The following is a 21,151-nucleotide window of genomic DNA, read 5'->3' on the forward strand; positions in this document are numbered from 1 at the left end:
AGCCGGGCCCCTCAGCAGCCGAGCCGCCGCGCGAAGGGCCCCACACGTTCGATGAACCGTTCGAAGAATGCCGCCGGATCGACGCCAACTCCAATGCGCGCGTTAGGTTCTCGGCGCCAGTCCGTTACCGTCATGCCGCGGGTCAGGGTGCCGGCGAGCTCGATGTCCACCCGCCCGGAGCGGGTCGCGATGAGTTCGGGATCCAGCGCGACCGCCGCGGCCAACGGGTCGTGCAGATGTGCCAGATACCCGTGGCCGTTGTCGTAGTAACCCTCGAGGTAGAACCGCAGGGCGTCTTCGATCACTCGGATCACCGGATTGGACGCCGTCGATCGGGTGCCCCGTCGGTCGTCCACGCTCATGATCGTCGACGTCGATCCCGCGGCGTCGGCCAATCTCGCCAGGACTTCCGGCGTGATCGCGACGTTGCGCGTCAGATCCAGGCCGCACAGGATCGGAAGCTGCTGCGGGCCAAGGTTTTCGCTGGACCAGGCCGCGAGCACCTCGGCGGCCGCCTCGGGGTCCACGCTGATGTTCCATTCCGCCACCGCGGTGGTGTTACCGATGTGGTCGTAGGAGCCGCCCATGATGACCAACCGGCGCAACAGCGTTGGCAGTGCTGGCTCGGCGCGCAGCGCCAGTGCCAGATTGGTCAGCGGGCCGGTCGCCACGCCGATCAGCTCGCCGGGGAACGCCTGCGCCGCGCGCACCCAGGCGGTGGCCGAGTCGTAGTCGGTCAGCGCCGCGTTGCTCGGTGGCACGTCGGCATACCCCAGGCCGCACGGGCCATGGACTTTGGATGGGGTGCGCAGCGGGCCGGCCAGTGCCTCGTCGGCGCCCTTCGACACCGGGACGCCGGTGGCTTGGCACAGCTCGAGGAGGCCGAGATTGTTGGCGCAAACCTGTTGTACGCCAACATTTCCCCCGGTCGAAGCGATGCCGACCAGATCGGCGTCCGGGCTGGCCAGCAGGTAGATCAAGGCCAGCGCGTCATCGACGCCGGTGTCGACGTCGGCGAACACCGGCGAGGACTGCGTCACCAATGAACCCCGGGTACCAGGCGGACCGCCTTGCGGACCGGCCGGGGGACCCCGATGCGGCCGACAGCACGCACCGGGCGTTTGGGCCGCCTTTTCTGCGCAGCGCCGACTGCCGGCGAAACGCCGAGCGCGGCAGCGGAATCGGGGTAACCCAGATAGACCTGGTGCAGAATTCGCCGCGATGTCCGGGGCAACAGGTAGTTGCCGGCCTCGGCCAGGGTGCCCAGTGGCGTGTCGATGCGCGCCGGCTTCTCGACCAGTCCGCGCACCACCATCGCGGCCGCCCGTTCGGGGCTGATCGGCGGCACCGGGTTGAGCCGCTGCGAGGGCACGATCATCGGCGTCTTGACCAGCGGCATATGGATATTGGTGAACGTGATGTGGTCGGACAGCGTCTCCGAGGCGACCACGTCGGAAAACGCGTCCAGTGCGGCCTTGGTCGGCAGATACGAGCTGTACTTAGGGTTTCGGGCCAGCACGCCCGCGCTGGAAACGTTCACGACATGGCCGAATCGGCGCTCCCGCCAATGCGGTAGCAGCGCCAGCACCATACGGACGGCACCGAAGTAGTTGACCGCCATCACCCGCTCGTAGTCGTGCAGCCGATCGGTGGAGTTGACCACCGAACGGCGGATCGAGCGGCCCGCGTTGTTCACCAGGTAATCGACATGACCGAAGCGGCCCAGGATGTCCTTGATGGTGTGCTCCACCGATACCGAATCGGTGACATCGCAGGTGAAGGCGTGGGCCTGACCGCCGTTCGCGCGGATCTCGGCGACCAGCTCGTCGAGCGCGGAGCCGTTGCGGGCCAGCGCGAACACCGTGGCGCCCCGTTCTGCGACCGCGATCGCCGATGCCCGGCCGATGCCACTGGATGCGCCGGTGATGATCACGTGCCGGCCCTGCAGCGGACCGTCCGGAGCGTCGCGGCGGGCGCGGTCGGGATCGAGATGCTCGGCCCAGTACCGCCACAGCTTGGGCGCGTAACTGGCGAACTCGGGCACTTCAATGCCAGTGCCGCGCAGCGCATTTTGCGTCTTATCGCTGACAAACGTGGGAATCAGGTCGACGAGATCCAGCACCTCGGCCGGAATCCCGAGCTGGGTGGCCGCCATGTTGCGTACCCGTTTGACCCGCCCGGTTGCCTTCAGCACCGGCGCAGCTACCGAGCGGGGCAGTGAGCCGCGCAGCGCGGGCAGTCCGGCGGTTTTGGCGACGCCACGGTAAATACCGCGCAGCCCAATGGTTTTCGGCGAGGTCAGGTGGAAAGTCTGCCCATCGGAGCCGTCGACGTGCATCAGTGCGACGAGTGCGTCGACGACATAGTCGACCGGGACGATGTTGGTGCGCCCGGTGTCGGGCAGCATGATCGGGGTCAACGACGGCAAGATGGCCAGCTTGGACAGCACGCCGAAGAAGTAGTACGGGCCGTCGATCTTGTCCATCTCGCCGGTGCGTGAGTCGCCGACCACGACGGCCGGCCGGTAGATGCGGTAGCGCAGCCCGGGTTGCGACCGGACCAGCAGTTCGGCCTCGAACTTCGTCTGGTGGTAGGGCGTGGGCAGCAGCTGGCCGACGTCGAAGTCGTCCTCGGTGTACTCGCCGTCGAAATCTCCCGCCACGGCGATCGACGACACGTGGTGAAGCGTCGCGTCCAGGCGTCGCGCCAGCTCGATGACGGCGCGGGTGCCCTCGACGTTGGCGGCGCGCTGTTCGGCTTCGCCGGCCGTGATGTCGTAGATCGCCGCGCAGTGCACGAGATGGTCGACCCGGCCCAGCTCGGCCAGCCGCTCGTCGGTCAACGTCAGCTCCGGCAGCGCACCGACCAGCGGTTTGGCGCGTTCACCCCACTGTGCGGCGAGGCGTTCGAAGCGCCCCAGCGACTGGGGCCGGACCAAGACCCACACGTCGGCGTCGGGCCGAGTATCCAACAGGCGAGCTACGACGCGGCGACCAATAAACCCGGTACCGCCGGTAACGACATACCGCATGGGGTCATGGTAGCGGGGATCAGCTGAAGCTGCGGATGCCGTCCCACTCGACCAGCGTCCACCCGTCCGTCGGGTTTCCGGTGAGTACCACGCGGCCGACGTTCGGCAGCGGATGGGTGCTCAACAGGCTGCTCTTGCCGTTGCGGGCATTCATCAGCGTCCACGCCATGATCGCGGTGCCCTGGGAGAACACCACCGGTTTGCTGTGGCCGCTGTTATAAACCTTGTTCACCGCGGCGGTGAACTCGTTGTTGAACTGCTTGCCGCTCACCGATCCCGGGATGCTGTCCGCGATGTCGCCGTTGATCCAGTCCGCCGGCGCCAACAGGTACGTGGTGGCCGCCATCGATTGAGGTTTGCCGTTGTACCAGCCGGCATTGAGCGCCTGCACGCCGCTCAGGACCTCCACCTGTTTGCCGAGTTCACCGGCCAACGGCCCGGCGGTCTGCTGCGCCTCGGCCATGGCGGAGGCGTAAACGGCGTCGAAGTCGTTGCGACCGCTCTGGTGGGCCAGCTGCTGGGCCTGGCCCCTGCCCTCGGCGGTGAGGCCGGGGCCGGGGGGATCAGTGTTGATGACGCCGTCGGCATCGGCCTGGGTCTGGGCGTTTCGGATGAACGTCAACGTGATGGCGCGCGCCTGCGTCGACCCCCCGCAGGCACCGACGATGAGCGTTGCGGCGAGTACGGCCCCTGTTTTCCAGAAGGCCTTTCCGATCATGCTGCGCGTGGCCATGTCGATAGCCTGCCCTGCCGACAGCCCCATGGGGAAGGGTTTGCAATGGTTGAGTGCGCAGAAGCGTGAATCTGGTAGTCGAGAGGAGACTCGCATGGCGATTGACCCGAGTGCTGTCGGTGCGGTGACCGAGCCGAAGTTGTTCGACTGGACCGACCGGGACACCCTGCTCTACGCCCTCGGCGTCGGCGCGGGGCTCGATGACCTGTCGTTCACCACCGAGAACAGCCACGAGATCACCCAGCAGGTGCTGCCCACCTACGCGGTGATCTGCTGCCCGGCGTTCGGGGCGGCGGGCAAGATCGGAGATTTCAACTGGGCGATGCTGCTCCACGGGTCGCAAGGGATCCGGCTGCACGCGCCGCTGCCCCCGGCGGGCAAGCTCTCGGTGGTCACCGAGGTCACCGATATTCAGGACAAGGGTGAGGGCAAGAACGCGGTCGTGATGCTGCGCGGCCGCGGCACCGACCCTGATACTCAGGAGCTGATCGCCGAAACGTCGACCACCTTTGTGGTCCGCGGCGCGGGCGGGTTCGGTGGGCAACCGGGTCAGCGCCCCCTCGCGCCGGAATTCCCGGATCGCGAGCCCGACATCACCCGGGCCCTGCCCACCCGCGCGGACCAGGCGCTGATCTACCGGCTCTCCGGTGACCGCAACCCGCTGCACAGCGACCCGTGGTTCGCCCGGGAGTTGGCCGGTTTCCCCAAGCCGATCCTGCACGGGCTGTGCAGCTATGGGGTGGCGGGCCGCGCGCTGGTCGCCGAGCTCGGCGGCGGGCAGGCCGCGAACATCACCTCGATCGACGCACGCTTCAGCTCGCCGGTGTTTCCCGGCGAGACGTTGACCACACTGATCTGGCGTACCGAGCCGGGCAAGGCGGTCTTTCGCACCACGGCTTCGGGTGCCCACGGCGCCGAGGCGGGACGAGTCGTGCTCGACGACGGCGCGGTCGAATACGCGCAGAACTAGCCGGCGGCGGCCAACTGCCGCGCCAGGCGATCGACGAAGTCGGCCGCGGCGGCCGGGCTGTCCAGCGCGAACAGCGCGGCGGTGGCCCGGTCGCCGTCGTCGTTGTGCCGCACCAGGATTGGGATTCCGTCCGGGTGCACCGCGTCGAACGCGTCCTCGTCGGTGATGTCGTCGCCGAAAAAGATCGGTGTCAGGCCCGCCGATACGTCCAGGTGTTCGAGGACCCAGTGCAGCGTCTTGCCCTTGTCCCAGTCGATATCCGGGCGTAGCTCGATGACCTCGCGGCCGGTGGTCACCCGAAGCGCATCGCGCTGACCCGCGGCGCGCACCGCTGCCGTCACCTCGCCGACGCGGTCTCGCGCCGCGTTGCGATAGTGCACGGCAACGCCAAACCGCTTGTGCTCCACCCTGACCCCCGGAATCGACCCGAGCCGCTCGCGCAGCTGGGCGGCCGCGGATTCCAGCACCGGTATGGCCGCCGCGGCGGCGTCGTTTTGGTGATGGGTTCCGTCGGGCGCGGTCAGTTCGAATCCGTGGCTGCCGGCGTACCAGAGACCGGGCAAGCCGACGCGTGCCGTGACGTCGGCGAGGTCGCGGCCGGACAGGATTGCCACCGGGCAGCGCGCGGCCAACCGCTGCAGCGCGTCGGCCGCACCGGCGACCAGCTGCGCCGAGTCCGGGTCGTTGACGATGTCCGAGAGTGTGCCGTCGAAGTCGAAGAACACCGCCGGCCGTCGGGCGGCGAGGTCCTCGCCGAGCAGCTGCGACGCGTCGGGCAGCTGCGACATCCGCAGGTCCCCGGTGCGGACCGCGACGTCACTCAGGTCCTGCGCACCGATCACCAGAGCGAATCCGGCATCGCGCGCGGCCGTGGCCACCGACTCGCTGGCCGCGACGACCACACTACGGCCGGCCCGCACGCCCAGCCGGTCGGCGGTCGCGGCCGGGTCCTCGACGCCCAGGGCGACGTTCACCCCGGCCTCGCGCAGTCGCGCGACCGGCGCGGAGTCGACGTTCAGCTCAAACAGCACCGCGTCGTGGCGGCGCGGGTCGATGGTGACCGATGGCTCCGATACTGACTCCGATGCAGGCACTGACCAACCATCTCACGGTGATCAATGCCGCCCGGGCCGGGTCAGTGGCGTGCTCGCGCGGTCGGGTGGGTGCGGGGCACACCGCCCCGCGGCGTGCCGGCCCGGCGCTTACGGCGATCCTTGGTGAACAGCAGGACGGAGTCTTGGCTCAGTGCCGTCAGTCGCGCCATCTCGCGTTCGATGCCGCTGGCGAGCTGCTGAAGTTCGGGGGCGGCGTCGTAATCGGCGGTGATCCCGAAGATCAGCTCGTCGCCGTAGCTCAGCACCGCGACTCCGCTGGACAGCTGCGCAGCCGTCGGCGGGATCGGCAGCAGGCGTTCCACGGTTGCGCCCATCAGCCCCAGCCGGTGCCGAGGCCCCGGCGCATTGGTGGCCAGCGTCACGATGCCAGGTTGTGGGAGCCGGCTCATGACCAATCGAACTGCCTTGGCGCACAAGGTGAATGGCATGGAACTGGTTGCCAGGTCCACGATGCTCGTGGGCTGCCGGACCGGCGCCGGCTGGTTCAGGCTGTTGTGCACAATTCGCAGCCGCTGCACCGGATCGTCATGCTCGACGGGCAGATATCTCTTCTCCAGAGTGCGCAACGAACCCGCGCGCGGTTGTTCGCCGCGGTGTAGCAGCACGGCCCGGAACCCCTCGGTGATGGCGGCGAGCGCGACGTCGTTGGTGGTCACCCGGAACTTGCCGCAGACCGCGTCGACCGCGGCGAGGGGAACGCGTACCGTGCCGTAGCGGCGCATCGTGACCGCCGGTCCGGTCGACGACGCACGGGCCGCCGACCAGACCGTCTCGGCCAGCGTGCTGGTCACGGTGGTTGCGGCGGTCGAGGCTCGCCAGAGCGTCTCCGCCCAGCCCCGCTTCGGGGCTGGGGTCGAATCATCCTCGGGTATAACGTTATTGGCGAACATCTCGTTGCTGGCGTCGTCGCACAGCCTGGTGAGCAGGTGGGCCGCGGGCGTGGCGCCGGCGAGGTGGTGGTGAACCTTCATCAGGATCGCCCACTTGCCCCGCAGCCCCTCGATGACCCAGCACTCCCACATTGGCCGGTCCAGTTCGACGGGGCGTTCCAGGGCGTGGGCGATCGCTCGAGACAGGTCGGCCTCATCGCCGGGGCGGGGAACCGCGACCCGGCGCAGGTGATGGGCGAGGTCGAAACCCGGATCGTCGGTCCAGTGCTGGGCACCGCTGAACGGATGTGTCCGCAACACCTGGGTGCATCGCGGTATCGACTGAATGCGTTCTGCCAGAAGCGCTTTGAGGCGTCCCAGGTTCGGGACGGCGCCTTCGACGATGGCGACCGCGCCCGTCGCCGTACTTGCCTGCCGGTCGGGGTCCGCCGCAGTGCGAAAGCCCGAATCCAATGCCGTGGTCAGCTGTACCATTTTCAGTTCCCGCCCTAGTTGCCCCGTACCAGTATCGGTCGCCACGCCCCCGTCGCGGTAGATCCCAGTCCGTTAAGACTGTGTTTAGAAGTTGAAGACCCGTTTAACAACCGCTTGAGCAACCCCGCACCAAATCGAACATGCGTTCGATACACTGTGGGGTGTGGGTTTCAGCAATGAGCCGCGGAGTTGGGCGGAACTCGAGCGGCTGCTCGACGGCAAGCCGCGCCATGCCGGCGCGCCCACCCCATCCGGGCCGGCGCAAGAGGCCCCCTTCTCGCACAAGCGTCCGGCCTATCGACCACCGGACGGGGGCCGCACGGCCCGCTCGTCGGTCGCTCATTCCGTTTCGTATGCCGAGCTGCACGCGCATTCGGCATACAGCTTTCTGGACGGCGCCAGCACGCCCGAGGAGTTGGTCGAGGAGGCCGCCCGGCTGGATCTGCGGGCACTGGCGCTGACCGACCACAACGGTCTGTACGGGGCGGTGCGGTTCGCCGAGGCCGCCGCCGAACTCGACATACGAACCGTGTTCGGTGCCGAGCTGTCGCTGGGATCTTCGTCCGTATCGCAGGCTCGTACCGAGAACCCGGATCCACCCGGCCCGCACCTGCTGGTGCTGGCCCGCGGGCCGGAGGGGTACCGGCGGCTGTCGCGGCAGCTGGCCGCGGCGCATCTGGCCGGTGGCGAGAAGGGCAAGCTGCGCTTCGACATCGACACGTTGACCGAAGCCGCGGGCGGGCATTGGCACATCCTGACAGGATGCCGTAAAGGCCATGTCCGCCAAGCGCTTTCCGATGGCGGGCCGGACGCCGCGGCGGCGGCGCTGGCCGACCTGGTGGACCGCTTCGGCGCGGGCCGGGTCAGCATCGAGTTGACCCATCACGGCCAGCCGCTCGACGACGAGCGCAACGCGACACTGGCGGAGCTGGCGCCGCGGTTCGGGGTCGGCGTCGTCGCGACCACCGGAGCACATTTCGCCCACCCCTCGCGGCGGCGGCTGGCCATGGCAATGGGCGCGATCCGGGCCCGGCAGTCACTGGAATCGGCCGCCGGATGGCTGGCCCCGCTGGGTGGTTCACACCTGCGGTCCGGCGAGGAGATGGCCCGGCTGTTCGCGCAGCGGCCCGAGGTGGTGACCGCCGCGGCCGAACTCGGCGAGCAGTGCGCGTTCGGGCTGGCGTTGATCGCGCCTCAGCTGCCGCCGTTCGACGTGCCGAACGGGCACACCGAGGACAGCTGGCTGCGGCAGTTGGTGATGGCGGGTGCACGCGACCGCTACGGGCTCCCCGAGAGTGCGCCGCGCGCGTACGCCCAGATCGAGCATGAGCTGAAAGTCATTGCCCAACTGAGTTTTCCGGGTTATTTCCTGGTGGTGCACGATATAGCCCGGTTCTGCCGGTGCAACAACATCCTGTGCCAGGGCAGGGGATCGGCGGCCAACTCCGCGGTCTGTTACGCCCTGGGTGTGACCGCGGTCGATCCGGTGGTCAACGAATTGTTGTTCGAGCGCTTCCTGTCGCCGGCCCGTGACGGGCCACCCGACATCGACATGGACATCGAGTCGGATCAGCGCGAAAAGGTCATCCAGTACGTCTACGACAAATACGGCCGCGACTATGCCGCCCAAGTCGCCAACGTCATCACTTACCGAAGCAAGATCGCGGTGCGCGACATGGCGCGCGCCCTGGGCTACTCGCAGGGGCAGCAGGACGCCTGGAGCAAGCAGATCAATCACTGGAACGGGCTGGCCGACGCTGCGGACGTCGAGGGCATCCCGGAACAGGTGATCGACCTGGCCACCCAGATCCGGAACCTGCCGCGGCACATGGGCATTCACTCCGGCGGCATGGTGATCTGCGACCGTCCGATCGCCGACGTGTGCCCGGTGGAGTGGGCGCGGATGGAAAATCGCAGCGTCCTGCAATGGGACAAGGACGACTGTGCGGCCATCGGTTTGGTGAAGTTCGACCTACTCGGTCTGGGCATGCTCTCGGCGCTGCACTACGCGAAAGACCTGGTGGCCGAACACAAAGGCATCGAGGTCGACCTGGCCCGCCTCGACCTCTCCGAGCCGGCGGTGTACGAGATGCTGCAGCGCGCCGATTCCGTCGGGGTGTTCCAGGTGGAGTCGCGGGCACAGATGGCCACCCTGCCCAGGCTGCGGCCGCGGATCTTCTACGACCTCGTGGTCGAGGTCGCACTGATCCGGCCCGGGCCCATCCAGGGCGGGTCGGTGCACCCCTACATCCGGCGGCGCAACGGCATCGACCCGGTGGTCTACGATCATCCGTCCATGGAGCCGGCGCTGCGAAAGACGCTGGGAGTGCCGCTTTTCCAGGAACAGCTGATGCAGCTCGCGGTCGATTGCGCCGGCTTCTCGGCCGCCGAGGCCGATCAGTTGCGCCGCGCCATGGGGTCCAAGCGTTCGACCGAGCGGATGCAACGGCTGCGCGGCAGGTTCTACGAGGGCATGCGCGCATTGCATGGCGCCACCGACGAGGTGATCGACCGGACCTACGAAAAGCTGGAAGCGTTCGCCAATTTCGGCTTTCCGGAAAGTCATGCGCTGTCCTTCGCGTCGCTGGTGTTCTACTCGTCGTGGTTCAAGCTGCACCACCCGGCCGCGTTCTGCGCCGCGCTGCTGCGTGCCCAGCCGATGGGGTTCTATTCACCGCAGTCGCTGGTGGCCGATGCGCGCCGGCACGGCGTGCTGGTGCACGGCCCGGACGTCAACGCCAGCCTGGCGCACGCCACTCTCGAGAACGCCGGCACCGAGGTCCGCCTCGGGCTGGGTGCGGTCCGCCATATCGGCGACGACCTCGCCGAGCAATTGGTCGAAGAGCGAAAAGTCAACGGCGCGTTCGTATCTCTGCTTGACCTGACCACCCGGTTGCGGCTCTCGGTGCCGCAGACCGAAGCGCTGGCCACGGCCGGGGCGCTGGGCTGCTTCGGGACATCGCGGCGCGAGGCGTTGTGGGCGGCCGGAGCCGCTGCCACCCAACGGCCGGACCGGTTGCCCGGCGTGGGCTCGTCGTCACACATCCCGGCGCTGCCCGGAATGAGCGAGCTGGAACTGGCCGCCGCCGACGTGTGGGCCACCGGCGTCTCCCCGGACAGCTACCCGACCCAGTTCTTGCGGGCCGACCTGAACGCGATGGGGGTGGTGCCCGCCGAAGAGCTGCTCGAGGTGCCCGACGGCGACCGCGTGCTGATCGCCGGTGCGGTCACCCATCGGCAGCGCCCCGCCACGGCGCAGGGGGTGACGTTCATCAACCTCGAGGACGAGACCGGGATGGTCAACGTGCTCTGCACGCCGGGGGTGTGGGCGCGACACCGCAAGCTCGCGAACACGGCACCAGCGCTGCTGGTCCGCGGTCAGGTCCAAAATGCCAGCGGCGCAGTCACGGTCGTGGCCGAGCGGTTGGGCCGCATCACCCTGGCCGTCGGCTCCAAGTCGCGCGACTTCCGCTAGAAATCCCGCGACCCGCAGAGACCCCGACCATTGCATCGACCGCTTGAACCGCCGCGAAATTTTCGCCGTGGTTGCACATTCGGCGAGGCCCAATCGAGCTCTAGCCGCTTTGCGCGGAAAGGCACCTAGCAAATCCGCCGCGTCGTAAGCTATTCGAAAAGATCGCTTGGAATCGGCTGTGTTGATTCAATGGTCAAGGGAGTCGACAATGAAATTCAAGCTCGTTCGCCGCGGCGCCGCGATATTGGGTTGCGCTGCGGCGCTTGTTCTTTCTCCCGCCGTGGCCAGCGCCGATCCGCCCGACCCGCACCAGCCGGACATGACGAAGGGCTTTTGTCCGGGTGGTCGATGGGGTTACGGCAATTTGGCCGTGTGCGACGGCGAGAAGTATCCCGACGGGTCGTTCTGGCACCAGTGGATGAAAACCTGGATAGTCGGCCCGCAATTTTATTACGACTGCGTCGGCGGCGACGAACCCCTTCCGGGGCCGCCCCCGCCGGGTGGCTGCGGCGGCGCGATTCCGCCCGACGGACCGCCTCCTCCGCCCTAGCGACCCCGGGCTCAGCCCGTCGGCGTCGTCCACACCTTCGTCGGCGTGATCCTCAGTCGCGTGCTGAACGCATCCATCGATATGCCCTCGGTCTCCAACTGCTCCGCGGCCGCGCTGTACTTGGCCCAGTAGGGCTCGTCGTCTCGACAATTCACGTCGACCGCATCGACCCTCGCGCTTCCCCCGATCACGATGATGCCGCCGCCGTTGCCGTCGGAATCCAGGTTCAGGCTCACCTGCGGGTGCGCCTCGATGTGCCGGACCTTGCCGGCCTGCGGCATCGAGTACACCGTCAGCTCCGCGCCGTCGAAGTAGAACCAGATCAGCCGGGGAACCGGCTGACCCGATTTGGCGACGGTCGTCAGCCAGCCAAAGTTGTCGGATGTCAGCCTGCTGGAAACTTCTTGTGTCAGTTCGACGCTCATGAAACCGAATGTAGCCTCCACCTATGACCCTCAACCTGTCCGTCGACGAACTTCTCACCACCACCCGCTCGGTACGCAAGCGCCTCGACTTCGACAAGCCGGTGTCTCGCGAGGTCCTGATGGAATGCCTCGAGCTGGCGTTGCAGGCGCCCACCGGATCCAACTCGCAGGGGTGGCAGTGGGTGTTCGTCGAGGACGCCGAGAAGAAGAAGGCGATCGGCGAGATCTACCTGTCGCACGCCCAGCCCTACCTGTCCGCGCCGAAGCCCGATTACGGCGAGGGTGACACCCGCAACGAGCGGATGCCCAAGGTCGTGGACTCGGCGATGTATCTCGCCGAGCACATCCACGAGGCGCCGGTGCTGATGATCCCGTGCATCGCCGGCCGCGAAGACAAGTCGCCACTGGGCGGCGTCTCGTTCTGGGCGTCGCTGTTCCCGGCGGTATGGAGCTTCTGCCTGGCGCTGCGCTCCCGCGGGCTGGGCTCCTGTTGGACGACGCTGCACCTGCTCGGCGACGGCGAGCGCAAGGCCGCCGAGGTGCTCGGCATCCCGTACGAGAAGTTCAGCCAGGGTGGGCTGTTCCCGATCGCCTACACCAAAGGCACCGACTTTCGCCCGGCCAAGCGGCTGCCGGCCGAGACCTTGACGCACTGGAACACCTGGTAGTCAGGGCTGCAGCGGCCAGACCTCGACGACCCCGTACGCCATTGCGCACGGGGTCTGGCTCACCCGCTCGATCGCCGCGTCGAGATCGTCGGCCTCGATCACCGCGAACCCCGCGATCGGCAATGCCGATCGCAGGAATGCGCCCGGTTCGACCCCCACGCCCGCGCCGTCGTGATTGCGGACCTGGACGGGCTCGCCGGCGCGGCCGATCAGCGCTCCGGACGCACCGAGTTCGTCATCGCGGGTGTGCGCGGCCCGTCGACGGTCGTCACTCAATTGGCGGTATCCGGCCTCGTTGCCGTATCCGATCGTGATGAAGGTAGGCATATCAAGGCTGACTAGCGTCCGGCCCCGGACTCACCGCTACACCGCGCCGGGATAGCCGTGCTGGCGCCAGGCCTCGTAGATCGCTATCGCCGCGGCATTGGCCAGGTTCAGCGACCGCCGGCCGGCCAGCATCGGGATACGTACCTGGCCGGTGACGTGGCTGTCGGCCAGCGTCGCCGCGTCCAGCCCGTCCGGTTCCGGACCGAACATCAGCACGTCGCCGGGCCGGTAGGCGACGTCGGCGTAGGACGTCGACGCGTGCGCGGTGAACGCGAACACTCGCGCCGGCGTCAGCACCTCCCATGCGGCCTGCAGCGTCGCGTGCACGGTGACCGATGCCAGGTCGTGGTAGTCCAATCCGGCCCGGCGCACCTTCGATTCGGACAGGTCGAAGCCCATCGGCTCAACCAGATGCAATTCGGCGCCGGTGGCCGCGGCCGTCCGGATGGCGTTGCCTGTGTTAGGTGCGATGCGCGGCGAGTAGAACAGCAGCCGGAACACACCGCCATCTTCACACGGCGATAATTGCGGCATGGTCGAGCAGAGCATCTGGATGCGCAAGGTTGCGGCCGATCCGGGACACTCGGACTGGTACATCGAGCGGTTCCGTTCCATGGCCCGCGACGGCAAGGATCTGGTCGGCGAGGCCCGCATGATCGACGCCATGGTGCCCCGCGGCGCTCGCATCCTCGACGCCGGCTGCGGCCCCGGACGGGTGGGGGGCTATCTGGCCACGGTCGGTCATCGGGTCGTCGGCGTCGACGTTGACCCGGCGCTGATCGCCGCGGCCGCGCAGGACTATCCCGGCCCGCAGTGGCTGGTCGGCGATCTCGCCGAGCTGGACTTGCCGGCGCGCGGCGTCGCCGAACCTTTCGACGTGATCGTGTCCGCCGGCAACGTGATGGCGTTCCTCGCGCCGAGTACTCGCGGGCAGGTGCTGCAGCGGCTCCGCGCTCACCTCGCCGACGACGGTCGAGCGGTGATCGGATTCGGCGCCGGGCGCGACTACGAGTTCGCCGATTTTCTTCAGCACGCGGCGGCCGCCGGGTTCGCTCCCGACGTGCTGCTGTCCACCTGGGATCTGCGACCGTTCACGGACGACTCCGACTTCCTCGTCGCGATCCTGCGGGCCGCGTAGGCCCTGGCTATCTGCTCAGTAACGATTCTGGTGAGCCGGGCCGCGGGCTGTCATACTCGTCGAATTGCCACGCGTTTACCGCTCGCGCGTCTTGGCGCGGGGGGAGCGGAATAAAAGCAGGAAGTTCATGAGCCTCTCGTTTCTTTCGATGCGCAGTGTCGGCGCAGCGGCCGGTACCACATGACGATGTTCAACCGCCCGGCCAGTTCGGCCGATCCGGCACCCACCGAGTTGGTTCAGGCCAAGGCGCACGCGGCGGCCCCGGCGAAACGTCCGCCGGCCTGGTCGCCGAGCAACTGGCCGGTCGGGTGGAAGGTGCTGGCGATTGTGCTGGTCCCGCTCACTCTGGCGGCGATTTTCGGCGGGCTGCGCGTCAACACAGCCATGTCGAGCTCCAGCGGCCTGCGATTGGCCGCCGCGCGCGCCGACGTGCTGCCGGCACTCACCAAATACATGTCGGCACTGGACGTCGCGCTGTTGGCGAACTCCACCGGGCGCGACGTCGAGGGCGCGAAGAAGAACTATGACGCCCGCAAGGGTGAGCTGCAGACCCGGTTGGCGGACACCGACGTCACTCCCGATGTCCGCACGGGAGTCGGCACGCTGCTGGGCGGCGGTCAGTCGCTGCTGGACAAGGTGACCGACAACAGCATCGGGGTGCGCGACCGGGTGACCACCTATGCGCCGCTGCTGTTGACGGCCGAGGACGTCATCAACGCGTCGGTGCAGGTGGACGACGAGCAGATCCGGGCGCAGGCACAGGGTTTGAGCCGGGCGGTCGGGGCCCGCGGCCAGATGACGATGCAGGAGATTCTGGTGACCCGCGGCGCCGACCTGCCCGAGCCGCAGTTGCGCACCTCGATGATCACCCTGGCCGGCACCGAGCCGTCCACGCTGTTCGGGATGAGCCAGGTGCTCGGTGTCGGCTCGCAGGAAGCCAAGACGCTGCAGCAGCAGATGGTGACCCGGATGGCGATCATGTCCGATCCGGCGGCCGTGCTCGTCGACAACCCGGACCTGTTGCGCTCCATCCAGACCACCGACGCCATCGCCGAGCAGGTCGTCACCGACGCCACCGCGTCGGTGACCAAGTCGGTGCACACCCAGGCCGACGATCGGCGCAACTCCGCGATCGTCGACGGCGTCGTGGTGCTGGCCGCCATCGTGATCGCACTGCTCATCGTGTTGCTGATGGCGCGCGCGCTGGTGGTGCCGCTGCGGGTGTTGCGCGACGGCGCGCTCAAGGTCGCCCACACCGACCTGGAGGAGGAGATCGCCCGGGTCAAAGCCGGTGAGGCCGAACCGATTCCGGCGCCGCTGCCGGTATCCACCACCGAGGAGATCGGCCAGGTCGCGCACGCGGTGGACGAGCTGCACACCCAGGCGCTACTGCTGGCCGGTGACGAGGCGCGGTTGCGACTGCTGGTCAACGACATGTTCGAGACGATGTCGCGGCGCAGCCGCTCGCTGGTCGACCAGCAGCTGTCGCTGATCGACCGACTGGAGCGCAACGAAGAGGATCCCGAGCGCCTGGACAGCCTGTTCCGGCTGGATCACCTGGCCGCGCGGCTGCGCCGCAACAGCGCGAACCTGCTGGTGCTCGCCGGTGCGCAGCTGGCCCGCGACCAGCGCGAGCCGGTTCCGCTGTCGACGGTGATCAATGCGGCCGTCTCCGAGGTGGAGGACTATCGGCGGGTCGAGCTGGGCGAGCTGCCCGACTGCATGCTGGTCGGCGCGGCCGCCGGCGGCGCGATCCATCTGTTCGCCGAGCTGATCGACAACGCCCTGCGCTACTCGCCGCCGTCGACGCACGTCCGGATCTACGGGGCCCGCGGCGGCCTGGATCCTCAAGGCGGCGTGGTGTTGCGGATCGCCGACTCCGGCTTGGGCATGAACGATTCCGATCGCCGGATGGCCAACATGCGCCTGCAGGCCGGCGGCGAGGCCACGCCCGACCCGGTTCCAGAGAATGCCCGCCACATGGGACTTTTCGTGGTGGGGCGGATCGCCGCGCGGCACGGTATCCGGGTCGGGCTGCGGGGTCCGGCGACCGGGGAGGCGGGCACCGGCACGACCGCCGAGGTCTACCTGCCACCGGCGGTGCTGGAGGGCTTCGCCGGCGGCCCGGCCGAAATCTCGGTGGAGCCGCGGGAACGGATCCGGGCGGTCTCGTCGCCGAGCGCCAAGCTGGCCAGCGGATCGCCGGACGCCGGCAACGCCGCGACGCGTCCGCGCCCCGTCGCGGCCACCCCCGCCAGCGGCGAGGCGCCACCGATCTCGTTGCTGCCCCGCCGCAGCCCCGGTTCCAGCGGCATCACCGACGTGCCCGCCGCACCCGCCGCCCAGCCGCCGCTGCCCAAGCGCCGCCGGGAACTGGCCACTGCGTGGTGGGAGAACGAGAACCAGCCACGCCCCACGCCGCCGGCCCCGCAACCGACGCCCAAGCCGACGCCCAAGCCGACCCCGAAGCCGGCCCCGGCGGTATCGGACACCTCGGCGTTCTTCGCCGCGCGGTCGCGCGGGACCGGCACCCCGCCACCTGCCCGGGCCCCTAGGCCGAGCCCTCCCGCGGCCGGCCCGTCCAAGGACGACGTGATCTATCGGCGGATGCTCTCGGAGATGATGGGTGACCCGCACGACCTGGTCAACAGCCCCGACCTGGACTGGCAGTCGGTGTGGGACCGCGGCTGGTCGCTGGCCGCCGAGGCCGACGACAGGCCCGTCGAACAGCGCACCGCCGACCACGGCCTGCCGGTGCGTACGCCCGGAGCCCGACTGGTGCCCGGCGCGGCCGACGCCGACGATTCCCTCGTACCATCGAACGGCGGGCTGCACGCGGCCCGCGACCCCGAGGCGGTTCGCGCCTCGTTCAGCAACCACTTCGGCGGCGTGCGCAGCGGACGGTCACACGCCCGCCACTCGAGTCAAGGACCCGATGAGGAATGACGTCTGCAGGCAGCTCACTGGACTGGCTGGTGACGCAGTTCGCCCGCGAGGTCCCCGGGGTGGCGCATGCGCTGCTGGTGTCCGTCGACGGTCTGCCCATCGCCGCCAGCGAACTGCTGCCCCGCGAACGAGCCGACCAATTGGCCGCGGTGGCCTCCGGGCTGGCCAGTCTCGCGACCGGTGCCGCGCAGCTGTTTGACGGCGGTCAGGTGCTGCAGTCGGTGGTCGAGATGCAGAACGGCTACTTGTTGTTGATGCGCGTCGGGGATGGGTCACACCTGGCGACGCTGGCCGAGACGTCGTGCGATATCGGTCAAATCGGATACGAGATGGCGATCCTTGTCGAACGGGTGGGCGGCGTCGTGCAGTCCACCCGCCGTTCCGCTAGGCATTCGTGAGCCGCGATGGACAAACGCCAAGCCGGGCCGCCCGCGCGTGAGGCGAGCCTGGTCCGCCCGTACACCCTGACGGCCGGGCGGACGAACGCGAGCGTCGACATTCCGCTGGAGGCGCCGGTCGAGACGTTGCGGGCCGGGCAGGCTCACCGCTGGCCGGCCGACGATGCGAGAGGCAAGATCATCGGACTGTGCGTGCAGAGCCCGTCCGTCGCCGAGGTGGCGGCCCGGCTGAACCTGCCGATCGGGGTCACGCGCGTCCTGGTCGGTGATCTGGTCTTGTCCGGTTACCTTCGGGTGCACGCAACATTGACCGAGCAGTCGACCCGTGATGAGCGCCACGAACTGATAGGGAGGACCCTGCGTGGCCTTAAAGCACTCTGACTCCGGCGCCAGCGCCTCGACGAAGATCGTCATCGCCGGCGGGTTCGGCGCCGGTAAGACCACGTTCGTCGGGTCGGTCTCGGAGATCATGCCGCTGCGCACCGAGGAGATCGTCACCGACGCCTCGGCCGGCGTCGACATGCTCGAAGCCACCCCCGACAAGCGCACCACCACGGTGGCGATGGACTTCGGCCGGATCACCCTGGACCGCGACCTGGTGCTCTACCTGTTCGGCACGCCCGGCCAGCGGCGGTTCTGGTTCATGTGGGACGACCTGGTGCGCGGTGCCATCGGTGCGATCGTGCTGGTCGACTGCCGCCGGCTGCAGGACAGCTTCGCCGCGGTCGACTTCTTCGAGCACCGCAACCTCCCGTTCCTGATCGCGGTCAACCAATTCGACGGTGCGCCAAGGTATCCCGCCGCGGCTATCCGCGAAGCGCTGGCCCTGTCCCCGCACATTCCGGTGATCCGCGTCGACGCCAGGGATCGCCGGTCGGCCACCGATGCGCTGATCGCGATCAGCGAGTACGCGCTGCAGAGCCTGACGGCTTGACCGCGGTGCAGCAGTGGGCCGATTGCGAGTTCACCGGCCGCGACTTCCGCGACGAGGACCTGGGCCGGTTGCGCACCGAACGGGCGGTATTCAGCGAGTGCGATTTCAGCGGCGTCAACCTGGCCGAGTCGGAGCACCGCGGCTCCGCCTTCCGTAACTGCAAGTTCGAGCGAACAACGCTGTGGCACAGCACATTTGCGCAGTGCAGCATGCTGGGATCGGTCTTCGTGCAGTGTCGGCTGCGTCCGATCACCTTTGACGAAGTGGACTTCACGCTCGCGGTGCTGGGCGGCAACGACCTGCGCGGCGTCGACCTGAGCGGCTGCCGGCTGCGCGAAACCAGCCTGGTGGAGACCGACCTGCGCAAGGCCGTGCTGCGCGGCGCCGACCTGTCCGGAGCGCGGACCACCGGCACCCGCCTCGACGACGCCGACCTGCGCGGCGCGACAGCCGATCCGGCGTTGTGGCGCACCGCCACCCTGACCGGTGTGCGGGTGGACGTGCCCCAGGCGATGGCGTTCGCGTTGGCGCACGGGCTGCGCTTAGACGGGGGCCCGGACGCCAGGTCGGACTAGCGCCTGATCAACGCCGGAGCCGGATGCGCCACCACACAATGACGGAGTAGATCACCGACAGCGCGCCGAGCATTCCCATGTCGAGCAGCCATGCGCTCTCGGTGTGCGCCCAGTGGCTGTCCTTCGGCCCGATCGGTACCAGCAGCCGTAGATTGACCGTGGCCGCCGACGCCGCGTAGCCCCAGCGCGACGGCATCAGCCAGGACAGCTGGTCGAGGAAGAGCCGGCCGGTCACCGGAATCAGGCCGCCGGCGAGCACCAGCTGCAGCATCAGCGACACCACCAGCAGCGGCATGATCTGTTCGTTGGAGCGCGCGATCGACGACAACACCAGCCCGAGGATCGCCGAGGCCACGCACGTCGCGGCGACCGTGACGAACAGCTCCAAGCTGGCATTACCGAGCAGCACCGCCGGCTGTTTGGGAGCGCCCTTGCCGATCAGCACGATGCCGGTCGCGATCGCCGCCTGGATGATCGCGAACGCGCAGAACACGGTGATCTTGGCGCACAGGTAGGCACCGGTGGATAGGCCGACGGCCTGCTCGCGCTGGAAGATCGGGCGCTCGCCGATCAGATCGCGGATCGTCAGCGCCGTACCCATGAAGACGGCGGCGATCGACATCAGCGTCAGGATCTGGGCGGCTTCGTCGGGCGTCTCGCTGTTCGGGTCGCCGATCCCGAAGCCGCTATGGCCGGGAACGGTGAGCGACAGCGCACCCAGAATGAACGGCAACACCGCCAGGAAGGCGAAGTAGGCGCGATCGGAGATGATCAACCGAATCTGGCGCCGCGCGATCGTGGAGAACTGGTGCAGCATGCTGGTGCGCGACGGGGTGCCCAGGTCGGCCGGCGTCTCGGCCCGGGTAGGAGGCGTGTGGTCCTGGCGTTCCAGGAACCGGCGGTTGGCCTCGTCGGGATCGGCGCCGACCTTCGCGAAGATCTGGGCCCAGTTGGTGGTGCCCATCGCGTCCCCGATATCGCTGGGTGGGCCGAGGAACGCGATCTTGCCGCCGGGCGCCATCAGCAGCACCTGGTCGCAGACGTCGAGATAGGTCAGCGAGTGCGTGACGACCAGCACGACGCGCCCGGCGTCGGCGAGCTGGCGCAGCATCGTCATGACCTGCAGGTCCAGCGCCGGGTCCAGCCCCGAGGTCGGCTCGTCGAGGATCAGCAGCGACGGGCCGGTGAGCAGCTCGAGGGCGACCGAGGCGCGTTTGCGCTGGCCGCCGGAGAGCTTGTCGACCCGGGTCTCGGCGTGCGCCGTCAGCCCCAGCTCCTCGAGCACCTGAGCCACCACCTGGTCGCGGTCGGCCTTGCTGGTGTCCGGCGGCAGCCGCAGCTCGGCCGCATAGCCCAGCGCCTGGTTGACGGTCAGCTGGCGGTGCACGACGTCGTCCTGGGGGACCATCCCGATCCTGCTGCGCAGCGAGGCGTAGGCGGTGTGGATGTTGTGGCCCTCGAAGGTGACCGCGCCCGCGGTCGGGGTGGTGTAGCCGGCGATCAGCCGGGACAGCGTCGACTTGCCGGCGCCCGACCCACCGATGATGGCCGTCAGCGTGCCGGGCCTGGCCGTCATCGTGATCTGCTGCAGCAGATCCTTTCCGTTGATCGCGAAGCCGACGTCGTGCACCTCCAGGCCGCCGGTGCGGGTCGCCGCGTCTTGGCGACGGGCCAGCAGGCCGGCGCTGAACACCAGGTCGACATTGCCGATCGTGATCACGTCGCCCTCGGAAAGCAGGGCCTGCCCGACCCGCACCCCGTTGACGAACGTTCCGTTGATGCTGTTCGCGTCGCGGATCTCGATGCCGGCGGGGGTCGGCTCCAGGAACGCGTGGTGGCGCGAGGCCAGCACGTCGTGGATGACGATGTCGTTGTCGAGTTCGCGCCCGATCCAGGCGGTGCCCCCGGTCGGCGCCTGCACGCCCGATTCGGGTCCGACGATCTTCATCACCCTGGTCGGGAACTGCGACATGTCCGTGCCGGTGGGCTGGGCCACGCGGGTCGCGTCGTTCGGGACGGCCTGGGTGGTCACGGTGGGCCGCACGATCGGCACCGCCCGGGTGTGCACCGCGTCGGTGGGCGGGTCCACGTAGGGCGTGTGCTGAGGCGGCACCGGCCGCGCGCCGGGGTCGGCCGGCGGGACCGTCGGAACGGCTTGCGACGTGGGCGGCAGCACGCCGACGTTGCCGCGGTGGTGGCCGATCGCCAGGACGATCCGCGGTCCGTCGGGGGCGCCGAGGTTGATGCCCTGGCCGTCGTGGACGTCGACGGTCGGCACCCGCCGTCCGTCGACGAAGATGCCGCCCCGCGAACTGTTGTCGACCGCAACCCATCTGCCGTGATCGAAGCGCAGCAGCAGGTGTGCACGCGCGACCAGCGGATGCGCTACGCGTAGGTCGGCCCGGACGTCGCTGCCGACGATGACGTCGCCGCCGGGAGCGAAACTGACCTCCGATCGGTTGGATCGAACGGTCAGTATCGATTGCGCAGGCGCATTCATCA

At 68.6% G+C, this 21,151-nt stretch carries 19 protein-coding genes; 10 read left to right on the forward strand and 9 right to left on the reverse strand.

What is annotated here, in order from left to right; translation table 11 throughout:
* Nucleotides 1-11 precede the first annotated feature (11 nt).
* From MAAFP003_RS05255 to MAAFP003_RS05265, 3 genes are read right to left on the reverse strand one after another with little or no spacing between them, the layout of a single operon-like run.
* On the reverse strand, nt 12-1,040 hold the full coding sequence (locus tag MAAFP003_RS05255) for a nucleoside hydrolase (protein ID WP_096285009.1): 1,029 nt from the start codon (nt 1,038-1,040) through the stop codon (nt 12-14).
* Nucleotides 1,037-3,031, reverse strand: a complete 1,995-nt coding sequence (locus tag MAAFP003_RS05260; protein ID WP_096285011.1) for an SDR family oxidoreductase — start codon at nt 3,029-3,031, stop codon at nt 1,037-1,039. Before MAAFP003_RS05260 ends, MAAFP003_RS05255 begins: the two co-directional genes overlap by 4 nt.
* Before the next feature lie 19 nt (nt 3,032-3,050).
* Entirely contained in the window at nt 3,051-3,764 is a 714-nt protein-coding gene (locus MAAFP003_RS05265; RefSeq protein WP_165796306.1) for a histidine phosphatase family protein, read from the reverse strand.
* A gap of 94 nt (nt 3,765-3,858) precedes the next feature.
* Between MAAFP003_RS05265 and MAAFP003_RS05270 the strand changes: the two genes are divergently transcribed.
* Nucleotides 3,859-4,734: a MaoC family dehydratase gene (locus MAAFP003_RS05270; protein ID WP_096285015.1), complete on the forward strand. Its 876-nt coding sequence runs from the start codon at nt 3,859-3,861 to the stop codon at nt 4,732-4,734.
* Here the strand turns inward: MAAFP003_RS05270 and otsB are convergent.
* Nucleotides 4,731-5,828 carry a trehalose-phosphatase gene (gene otsB / locus MAAFP003_RS05275; protein WP_096285017.1) on the reverse strand — a complete coding sequence of 366 codons (1,098 nt, stop codon included), beginning with the start codon at nt 5,826-5,828 and terminating at the stop codon, nt 4,731-4,733. The genes MAAFP003_RS05270 and otsB overlap by 4 nt on opposite strands.
* A 41-nt stretch (nt 5,829-5,869) precedes the next feature.
* A complete protein-coding gene (locus MAAFP003_RS05280; protein ID WP_096285019.1) occupies nt 5,870-7,213 on the reverse strand; it encodes a wax ester/triacylglycerol synthase domain-containing protein in 1,344 nt (447 codons plus the stop codon).
* A gap of 163 nt (nt 7,214-7,376) precedes the next feature.
* On the opposite strand from MAAFP003_RS05280, the gene MAAFP003_RS05285 reads away from it, so the two are divergent.
* The gene (locus tag MAAFP003_RS05285; protein WP_096285021.1) at nt 7,377-10,688 is read left to right on the forward strand and encodes an error-prone DNA polymerase; all 3,312 of its coding nucleotides are present in this window, start codon (nt 7,377-7,379) and stop codon (nt 10,686-10,688) included.
* 208 nt (nt 10,689-10,896) lie between these two features.
* Nucleotides 10,897-11,238 carry a hypothetical protein gene (locus tag MAAFP003_RS05290; protein WP_096285023.1) on the forward strand — a complete coding sequence of 114 codons (342 nt, stop codon included), beginning with the start codon at nt 10,897-10,899 and terminating at the stop codon, nt 11,236-11,238.
* An 11-nt stretch (nt 11,239-11,249) separates the two neighbouring features.
* Here MAAFP003_RS05290 and MAAFP003_RS05295 read toward each other — a convergent pair whose 3' ends face one another.
* Nucleotides 11,250-11,663 (reverse strand): TIGR03667 family PPOX class F420-dependent oxidoreductase, encoded by a 414-nt coding sequence (locus MAAFP003_RS05295; RefSeq protein WP_096290898.1) that lies wholly within the window; start codon nt 11,661-11,663, stop codon nt 11,250-11,252.
* 23 nt (nt 11,664-11,686) lie between these two features.
* Between MAAFP003_RS05295 and MAAFP003_RS05300 the strand changes: the two genes are divergently transcribed.
* Entirely contained in the window at nt 11,687-12,331 is a 645-nt protein-coding gene (locus tag MAAFP003_RS05300) for a nitroreductase family protein (RefSeq protein ID WP_096285025.1), read from the forward strand.
* Here MAAFP003_RS05300 and MAAFP003_RS05305 read toward each other — a convergent pair whose 3' ends face one another.
* Both MAAFP003_RS05305 and MAAFP003_RS05310 read right to left on the reverse strand, forming a co-directional pair.
* Nucleotides 12,332-12,658, reverse strand: a complete 327-nt coding sequence (locus MAAFP003_RS05305) for a YciI family protein (protein WP_096285027.1) — start codon at nt 12,656-12,658, stop codon at nt 12,332-12,334.
* Nucleotides 12,659-12,694: 36 nt separating this feature from the next.
* On the reverse strand, nt 12,695-13,159 hold the full coding sequence (locus tag MAAFP003_RS05310) for a tRNA (cytidine(34)-2'-O)-methyltransferase (RefSeq protein WP_096290899.1): 465 nt from the start codon (nt 13,157-13,159) through the stop codon (nt 12,695-12,697).
* Nucleotides 13,160-13,190: 31 nt separating this feature from the next.
* Here MAAFP003_RS05310 and MAAFP003_RS05315 point away from each other — a divergent pair, with 31 nt between their 5' ends.
* From MAAFP003_RS05315 to MAAFP003_RS05340, 6 genes are all read left to right on the forward strand, one after another.
* Entirely contained in the window at nt 13,191-13,796 is a 606-nt protein-coding gene (locus tag MAAFP003_RS05315) for a class I SAM-dependent methyltransferase (protein WP_096285029.1), read from the forward strand.
* A gap of 180 nt (nt 13,797-13,976) precedes the next feature.
* On the forward strand, nt 13,977-16,742 hold the full coding sequence (locus tag MAAFP003_RS05320; RefSeq protein WP_096285031.1) for a sensor histidine kinase: 2,766 nt from the start codon (nt 13,977-13,979) through the stop codon (nt 16,740-16,742).
* Nucleotides 16,739-17,140 (forward strand): serine protease inhibitor, encoded by a 402-nt coding sequence (locus MAAFP003_RS05325; RefSeq protein WP_096285033.1) that lies wholly within the window; start codon nt 16,739-16,741, stop codon nt 17,138-17,140. Before MAAFP003_RS05320 ends, MAAFP003_RS05325 begins: the two co-directional genes overlap by 4 nt.
* A 6-nt stretch (nt 17,141-17,146) precedes the next feature.
* Entirely contained in the window at nt 17,147-17,521 is a 375-nt protein-coding gene (locus tag MAAFP003_RS05330; RefSeq protein WP_096285035.1) for a DUF742 domain-containing protein, read from the forward strand.
* Nucleotides 17,502-18,074, forward strand: coding sequence for a GTP-binding protein (locus tag MAAFP003_RS05335; protein WP_096285037.1), 573 nt, complete (start codon nt 17,502-17,504; stop codon nt 18,072-18,074). Before MAAFP003_RS05330 ends, MAAFP003_RS05335 begins: the two co-directional genes overlap by 20 nt.
* Before the next feature lie 5 nt (nt 18,075-18,079).
* Nucleotides 18,080-18,649 carry a pentapeptide repeat-containing protein gene (locus MAAFP003_RS05340; protein ID WP_096290900.1) on the forward strand — a complete coding sequence of 190 codons (570 nt, stop codon included), beginning with the start codon at nt 18,080-18,082 and terminating at the stop codon, nt 18,647-18,649.
* A gap of 7 nt (nt 18,650-18,656) precedes the next feature.
* Here MAAFP003_RS05340 and MAAFP003_RS05345 read toward each other — a convergent pair whose 3' ends face one another.
* The gene (locus MAAFP003_RS05345; protein WP_096285039.1) at nt 18,657-21,149 is read right to left on the reverse strand and encodes an ATP-binding cassette domain-containing protein; all 2,493 of its coding nucleotides are present in this window, start codon (nt 21,147-21,149) and stop codon (nt 18,657-18,659) included.
* Nucleotides 21,150-21,151: the final 2 nt, after the last annotated feature.

Source organism: Mycobacterium ahvazicum (assembly GCF_900176255.2).
Taxonomy (GTDB): domain Bacteria; phylum Actinomycetota; class Actinomycetes; order Mycobacteriales; family Mycobacteriaceae; genus Mycobacterium; species Mycobacterium ahvazicum.